The organism is Mesorhizobium sp. M1E.F.Ca.ET.063.01.1.1, from assembly GCF_003998155.1.
Classification (GTDB): Bacteria; Pseudomonadota; Alphaproteobacteria; order Rhizobiales; family Rhizobiaceae; genus Mesorhizobium.
In genome coordinates this window covers 1-6035 of the sequence record NZ_RZSC01000347.1, presented here as the reverse complement: position 1 = coordinate 6035, position 6035 = coordinate 1, and the positions used below count along the sequence as shown (strand labels likewise).

5 protein-coding genes are annotated in these 6035 nt (G+C 64.9%); 2 read left to right on the top strand and 3 right to left on the bottom strand.

The window, feature by feature from the left end; genetic code table 11:
- A partial coding sequence (locus tag EOA29_RS22025; RefSeq protein WP_127221514.1) for a PAS domain-containing sensor histidine kinase occupies positions 1-1751 on the top strand: 1751 nt, incomplete at its 5' end.
- Positions 1752-1830: 79 nt separating this feature from the next.
- Positions 1831-2091: a type II toxin-antitoxin system prevent-host-death family antitoxin gene (locus tag EOA29_RS22020; RefSeq protein WP_127221512.1), complete on the top strand. Its 261-nt coding sequence runs from the start codon at positions 1831-1833 to the stop codon at positions 2089-2091.
- Between the two features lie 445 nt (positions 2092-2536).
- Here the strand turns inward: EOA29_RS22020 and EOA29_RS22010 are convergent, their stop codons facing one another.
- The 3 genes from EOA29_RS22010 to EOA29_RS22000 all read right to left on the bottom strand — a co-directional run.
- On the bottom strand, positions 2537-2782 hold the full coding sequence (locus EOA29_RS22010; protein ID WP_127221510.1) for a hypothetical protein: 246 nt from the start codon (positions 2780-2782) through the stop codon (positions 2537-2539).
- A gap of 29 nt (positions 2783-2811) precedes the next feature.
- On the bottom strand, positions 2812-5817 hold the full coding sequence (locus EOA29_RS22005) for a bifunctional [glutamine synthetase] adenylyltransferase/[glutamine synthetase]-adenylyl-L-tyrosine phosphorylase (protein WP_127221508.1): 3006 nt from the start codon (positions 5815-5817) through the stop codon (positions 2812-2814).
- Between the two features lie 11 nt (positions 5818-5828).
- A partial coding sequence (locus EOA29_RS22000; protein WP_145969736.1) for a sensor histidine kinase occupies positions 5829-6035 on the bottom strand: 207 nt, incomplete at its 5' end.

The window sequence follows — 6035 nt, the reverse complement described above, 5'->3', positions numbered from 1 at the left end:
ACGCCGCGGCGGTTCTCGTGCCCAAGGAGGCGGTGTTCGACGGCTGGCGCAAGACGGTGTCGCTCAACGTCACGCTGTTCGTGCTGACGGCGGGCGTGCTGATCGTCATCCTCTATGCCTATTTCGGCCAGGCGGCGCGCGCCCAGGCGGCCGACCGCATCTATCTCGAGGCGCATCAGCGCATCGACATGGCGCTGGTGCGCGGCCGCTGCGGCTTGTGGGACTGGGACATGGTGCGCGGCAAGATGTACTGGTCGCGCTCGATGTACGACATGCTGGGCTACGAGCCCTACGATACCATGCTGTCGTTCGGCGAGGTCGACGAGATCATCCATCCCGACGACGGCGATCTGTTCCAACTCGCCAACCGCATCGTCGAGCGCGAGATCGACCATATCGACCAGGTGTTCCGCATGCGCCACGCGGACGGGCAATGGGTGTGGATGCGCGCCCGCGCCCAGGTGATCGACCCGGAGGCGCCGGAGATCCAATTGATCGGCATCGCCGTCGATGTCACCGAGCAGCGTCACCTGGCGCTGCGCTCGGAAGCGGCGGATATGCGGCTGAGGACGGCGATCGAGAACATCAACGAATCCTTCGTGCTGTGGGATGCCGCCGAGCGGCTGATCATGTGCAATTCCAAATTCCAGAAGGACAACGGCCTCTCGGATCGCGACGTGGTGCCGGGCGCGACCCGCGACATGCTGGAGGAGCGCATGCTCGCCTTTGCCTCGGAGCGCAGGCTCGCCAATGCCAACGGTCCGCATGGCGGCGTCACGCTGGAGCGCCAGCTCGCCGACGGCCGCTGGCTGCAAGTCAATGAGCTCAGGACCCGGGACGGCGGCATCGTCTCGGTCGGCTCCGACATCACCCAGATCAAGCTGCATCAGGAAAAGCTGGTCGACAGCGAGCGCCGCCTGATGGCGACGATCCACGACCTCAGCCTCGCCCGCCGCGCCGAGGAGGAACGCGCCAAGGAGCTGGTCGAGCTCAACCGCAAATACATGAAGGAGACCGAGCGCGCCGAGGCGGCGAACCGGGCGAAATCCGAATTCCTCGCCAACATGTCGCACGAGCTGCGCACGCCGCTCAACGCCATCATCGGTTTTTCCGAGCTGATGGAGCAGCGCCTATTCGGGCCGCTGGGCTCCGAGCGCTACGAGGAATATGCCAGCGACATCAACGGCAGCGGCAAATACCTGCTCGGCGTCATCAACGACATACTCGACATGTCGAAGATCGAGGCCGGCCAGTTCTCGCTCGACCGCGAAGAGATAGACCTCTGCCCGCTGATCAAGGAGACGGTTCGGGTCATCTCGCTGCAGGCGGCGGAGAAATCGATCACGGTGGAGACGCGCATCGCCGATGCGATGCGGCTCTACGCCGACCGCCGCGCGATCAAGCAGATCGCCATCAACCTTCTTTCCAACGCCGTGAAGTTCACTGGACAGGGCGGCCATATCACAGTTCGGGCGCGCAACGCCTCGGGCGCGCTGGTGCTCACCATCGAGGACAATGGCTGCGGTATCCCGAAACAGGCGCTGAGCAAGCTCGGACGGCCGTTCGAGCAGGTGCAGAACCAGTTCTCCAAGAACCATACCGGCTCGGGCCTAGGGCTGGCCATATCGCGTTCGCTCGCCGAACTGCAGGGCGGCGCGCTGAAGATCCGCTCGACGGAAGGCGTCGGCACCATCGTGTCGGTGCGCATCCCGCTGAAGAAGGCGCCGCCGACGGTGAAGGCGGCGGCCTGAAAGCTGACGACGACGACCGCGCGGCGCTGCTCTTGAAAAGTTATCTATTTTATCTATTTTGGATAAAGAGGTGACTTTCATGCGTGTGACATCGACGGAATTCCAACAGAATGTCGGCCGCTTCCAGGACGCCGCTCAGCGGGCGCCGGTCGCCATAACCAAGAATGGCCGGACCCACACTGTGCTTCTGTCGGCGGCAATGTTCGAAGTGCTGGTCAAGGGAAAGGTCGCTAGACCCACCGAGGACCTTGACGAAGAGACGCTGAGGGCTATCGCCGAAAGCGCAGTCCCATCTCAGTATAATGAGCTGGATCAGATGCTCAAAGACTGGACGCCGTGAGCCTGCCCAAGCCTGTTCCCGGCCTGGTAATTTCCTATTCCGACCTCTGGTCGGGCGAGCACAAGGACGGTGTCGAAGAAGGTCGCAAGAACCGGCCTTGCGCCATTGTCGCCGCGCGTCGGATAGTGGAGGGGCGCGAGGTCGTGACGGTGGTTCCGATCACACATTCTGCCCCGTCTGACCCTGCCGACGCCATCGAGATGCCCGCGGCTCTCAAGGCTCATCTTGGGCTCGACGGCATGCCGTCATGGGTCGTAGTAAGCGAAACCAACGATTTCCTTTGGCCAGGACCTGATCTCAGGCCAATACCGGGAAGCAATCCCCTCCCGCTTCCACTACGGCATGCTGCCGCCACGCTTCTACGCCTATCTGCGCGATCGGCTCCTGCAGGCGCATGCGCGCCGCCGGCTCCGCCGGGTGCAACGCACCGAGTAGTCGCGCGATCTCAGGACTCCAAGTGCGCCTTCTCCAACGCATCAACGAGTTCGGCAACAGTGAGTTTGCCGCCATTGTCAGCGATCAACTTCCTTAGCCGCACATCCATAGCGCTGGAGAGTTGGTCGAAGCTGATGGTGCTATCCGGACCTGTCATGGCTTTACCGAGGCGCATCGTAACGCCGCCGGGGATGTGCTCGCCACTGGTGTTCTTTTCGGCGTAAGCCGTGCTGCCCACGGCGCCGGCCAGCGCCACGAAGCCAAGGGCGAGCTTCGTGGATTTTCTCAGGGGTCTTCTCTTATTGCATCGTCACCTTCGATGCGACCAGGCGGGCGTTGCGACGCTCCCGCACGAAGCAGAAGGCCGAAATCCTTGCGGACCTTCCGCGACGTCTCCTTGAGGTGCGCCTCCAGCACACCGAAATCCGGCAGGTCGGTGACTGCCAGAAGCAGATCCGAAAGCCCGGGCGGCACGTCGTCGCGCTGGAACTCTCCGGTAAGACAAAGCCTGATCATCTGGGTCAGGGCCAGATAGAGCTGCCAGGCCTCGCAAAGTTCCTGCCGGACACCCGCAGCCGCGAAGCCGGGCGCCAGCCGCGCCAGCACTTCCGCCGTCGCCGTCACCCGGCGGCCGGGTTCGATCGCGCCAGTGATGACCGCGACCTGGGCGATGAATTCGAGATCGATGAGGCCGCCCGGGATCAGCTTGATGTCCCAGTGGTCGCGCGGCGGCTTTTCCTTCTCGATCAGCGCCCGCATCTCCGAAGCTTCCGCCCTCACCTTGGCGACATCGCGCGGCTGGGCAAGCACCGCCGCTACCTCCTCTTCGACCTCGGCGCAGAGTTCGGCATCGCCGCAGATAGCGCGTGCTCTTGCCAACGCCATGTGCTCCCAGGTCCAGGCGTCCCGATGCTGGTATTTCTTGAAAGCGTCGACATGCGTGGCGACCGGCCCCTTGTTGCCGGAGGGACGCAGGCGCAAGTCGAGCTCGTAGAGCACGCCTTCGGCCGTGGGCGCCGAGACGGCGGCGATCAGCCGCTGCGTCATGCGGGTGTAGTAGTGCGAAGGCGCCAGCGGTTTCTTTCCGTCGGATTCCTCCGCATCCGCGTCGTGGTCGTAGAGCAGGATGAGATCGACGTCCGAGCCCGCGGTGAGTTCGCGGCTGCCGAGCTTGCCCATGCCGAGCAGCGCCACCCTGCCCCCGGCAATCCTGCCGTGGCGCCGTGCGAACTCGGTAGTGACTGCGTTGAGCGCGGCCTCGATGGTGAGGTCGGCTAGATCGGAAAAAGCGCGCCCCGCCCGCGCGGGATCGATCGAACCGGCAAGCAGGCGCACGCCGATCAGGAATTTCTGCTCTGAGGCGAAGATGCGCAGGCGGTCGAGCACGTCCTCATAGGCGCGGTCGCCCTCTATGAAGGCGGCAAGCCGCGCCGAAAGATAGGCACGGTCCGGCAGCTCGGTAAGCAAGGCCGGATCGAGCAGGCCGTCGAACACATGCGGCCGACGTGTGATGATGGCGGCGAGCCGGGGCGCGGCGCCCATGATCGTCGCCATCAGCTTGAGCAGCGCCGGGTTCGACTGCAGAAGCGAAAAGAGCTGAATGCCGGCCGGCAGGCCGGCGAGGAACTCGTCGAAGCGGATCAGCGCCTCGTCGGCGCGGCGCGTCTGGCCGAAGGCTTGCAGCAGCGCCGGCGCCAGCTCCGTCAGCCGCTCGCGCGCTTCGGCCGATTGGGTGACGCGGTAGCGGCCGAAATGCCAGCCGCGGATGACGCGGCAGATGTCGCTCGGGCGCTGGAAGCCGAGCCGATGCAAGGTCTGCAGCGTGTCGGGATCGTCGACGTCGCCGGTGAAGACCAGATTGCCGACGCCGGCGGACAGTTCGGGTGCCGTCTCGAACAGCGCTGCATAGTGACGCTCGACCTGCTGCAGCGAAGCGCGGAAGGCTTGCGCGAACTCCGCCTCGCCGGCAAAGCCGAGCATCAACGCTATGCGCTCAAGCTGCTCGTCCTCTTCCGGGAGGATATGCGTCTGCTCGTCGGCCACCATCTGGATGGCGTGCTCGACACGGCGCAGGAACCAGTATTGCCGGGTAAGCGCATCGCGCGCATCGGCGGTGATCCAGCCGCGCGCGGCGAGCGCGCCCAGCATCGGCACCGTCTCGCGGCCGCGCAACTCCGGAAAGCGGCCGCCGGCAATCAACTGCTGCGTCTGGACGAAGAACTCGATCTCGCGGATGCCGCCGCGGCCAAGCTTGACGTTGTGGCCTTTGACCGCGATCTCGCCATGGCCCTTATGGGCATGGATCTGGCGCTTGATCGAGTGCACGTCGGCGATCGCCGCATAGTCCATGTATTTGCGCCAGACATAGGGCTGCAGTTCCTTGAGGAAGGCCGTGCCCGCGGCAAGGTCGCCCGCCACCGGCCGCGCCTTGATCATGGCGGCGCGCTCCCAGTTCTGGCCGCGCGCCTCGTAGTAGCGAAGTGCTGCCTCGACCGGGATCGCCAGCGGCGTCGAGCCGGGATCGGGGCGGAGCCTCAGATCGGTGCGGAAGACGTATCCGTGCTCGGTGCGGTCCTGCAGGATGCGCACGAGACGGCGGGTGAGCCGCGAGAACAGCTCCGTCGCATCGAGCGGATCGATGACAGCCGGCGCCTCGGGATCGAAGAAGACGACAAGATCGATGTCGGAGGAAAAGTTCAGCTCGTGCGCGCCGAGCTTGCCCATGCCGAGCAAAATCCAGCCAGAGCCACGCGCAGGGTCCTTGGAATCGGGCAGCTTGAGCTTGCCCTGCCCATGCGCGTCCAGAAGCAGGAAATCGACGGCGGCGCGCGTCGAGGCATCGGCAAGGTTGCTGAGACGGCGCACCGTCACCGCGGTCTCGGCTTCGCCGGCAAGGTCGGCCAGCGCGATCAGAAAATGCGCCTCGGCCTTCAATTGCCTGAGTTCCATCATCAGGCTGGATTCGGAAACATTCTCGGCCCGCGCCGCGCGATCGATCGTCTTGCCGATCTCGGTAAGCCGCGCTTCGACCGTCCGCTCGAACAGCGCATCGAGAATGGCCGGCCGGCGACGGGCCGTATCGCGCAAGAAGGGCGACAGGTCGAAAATGGCGGCGAGCAGATCCTGCGGCAGCCCCTCGCCGGCAAGGAACGCAGCCAGGCGTGGAAGACCGTCTTCTTCGGCGGCGTCCGCGATCTCCGACAGTTCGCGCCGGGCACGGTCGCCATCCAATGGGTGAAGCACCAGCGCCGGGCGCAACTGCCATGCGGGTTCTGCTGCTTTCTTCGCCATCCTCGCCGCCATCAATGCGCCTCCCGCGCCGGGAAACTCATGACTACGGACAATCCAGGATTGGCGGGCAAAAGATCAAGCCTGCCGTTGTGGAAAGTCATGATCGCCTTGGCGAGGCTGAGGCCCAGGCCCGAGCCCGGCTGCGAGCGGCTCTTTTCCAGCCGCACGAAACGCTCAGTGGCCCTGGCGCGGTCGGCATCGTCGGGGATGCCATGGCC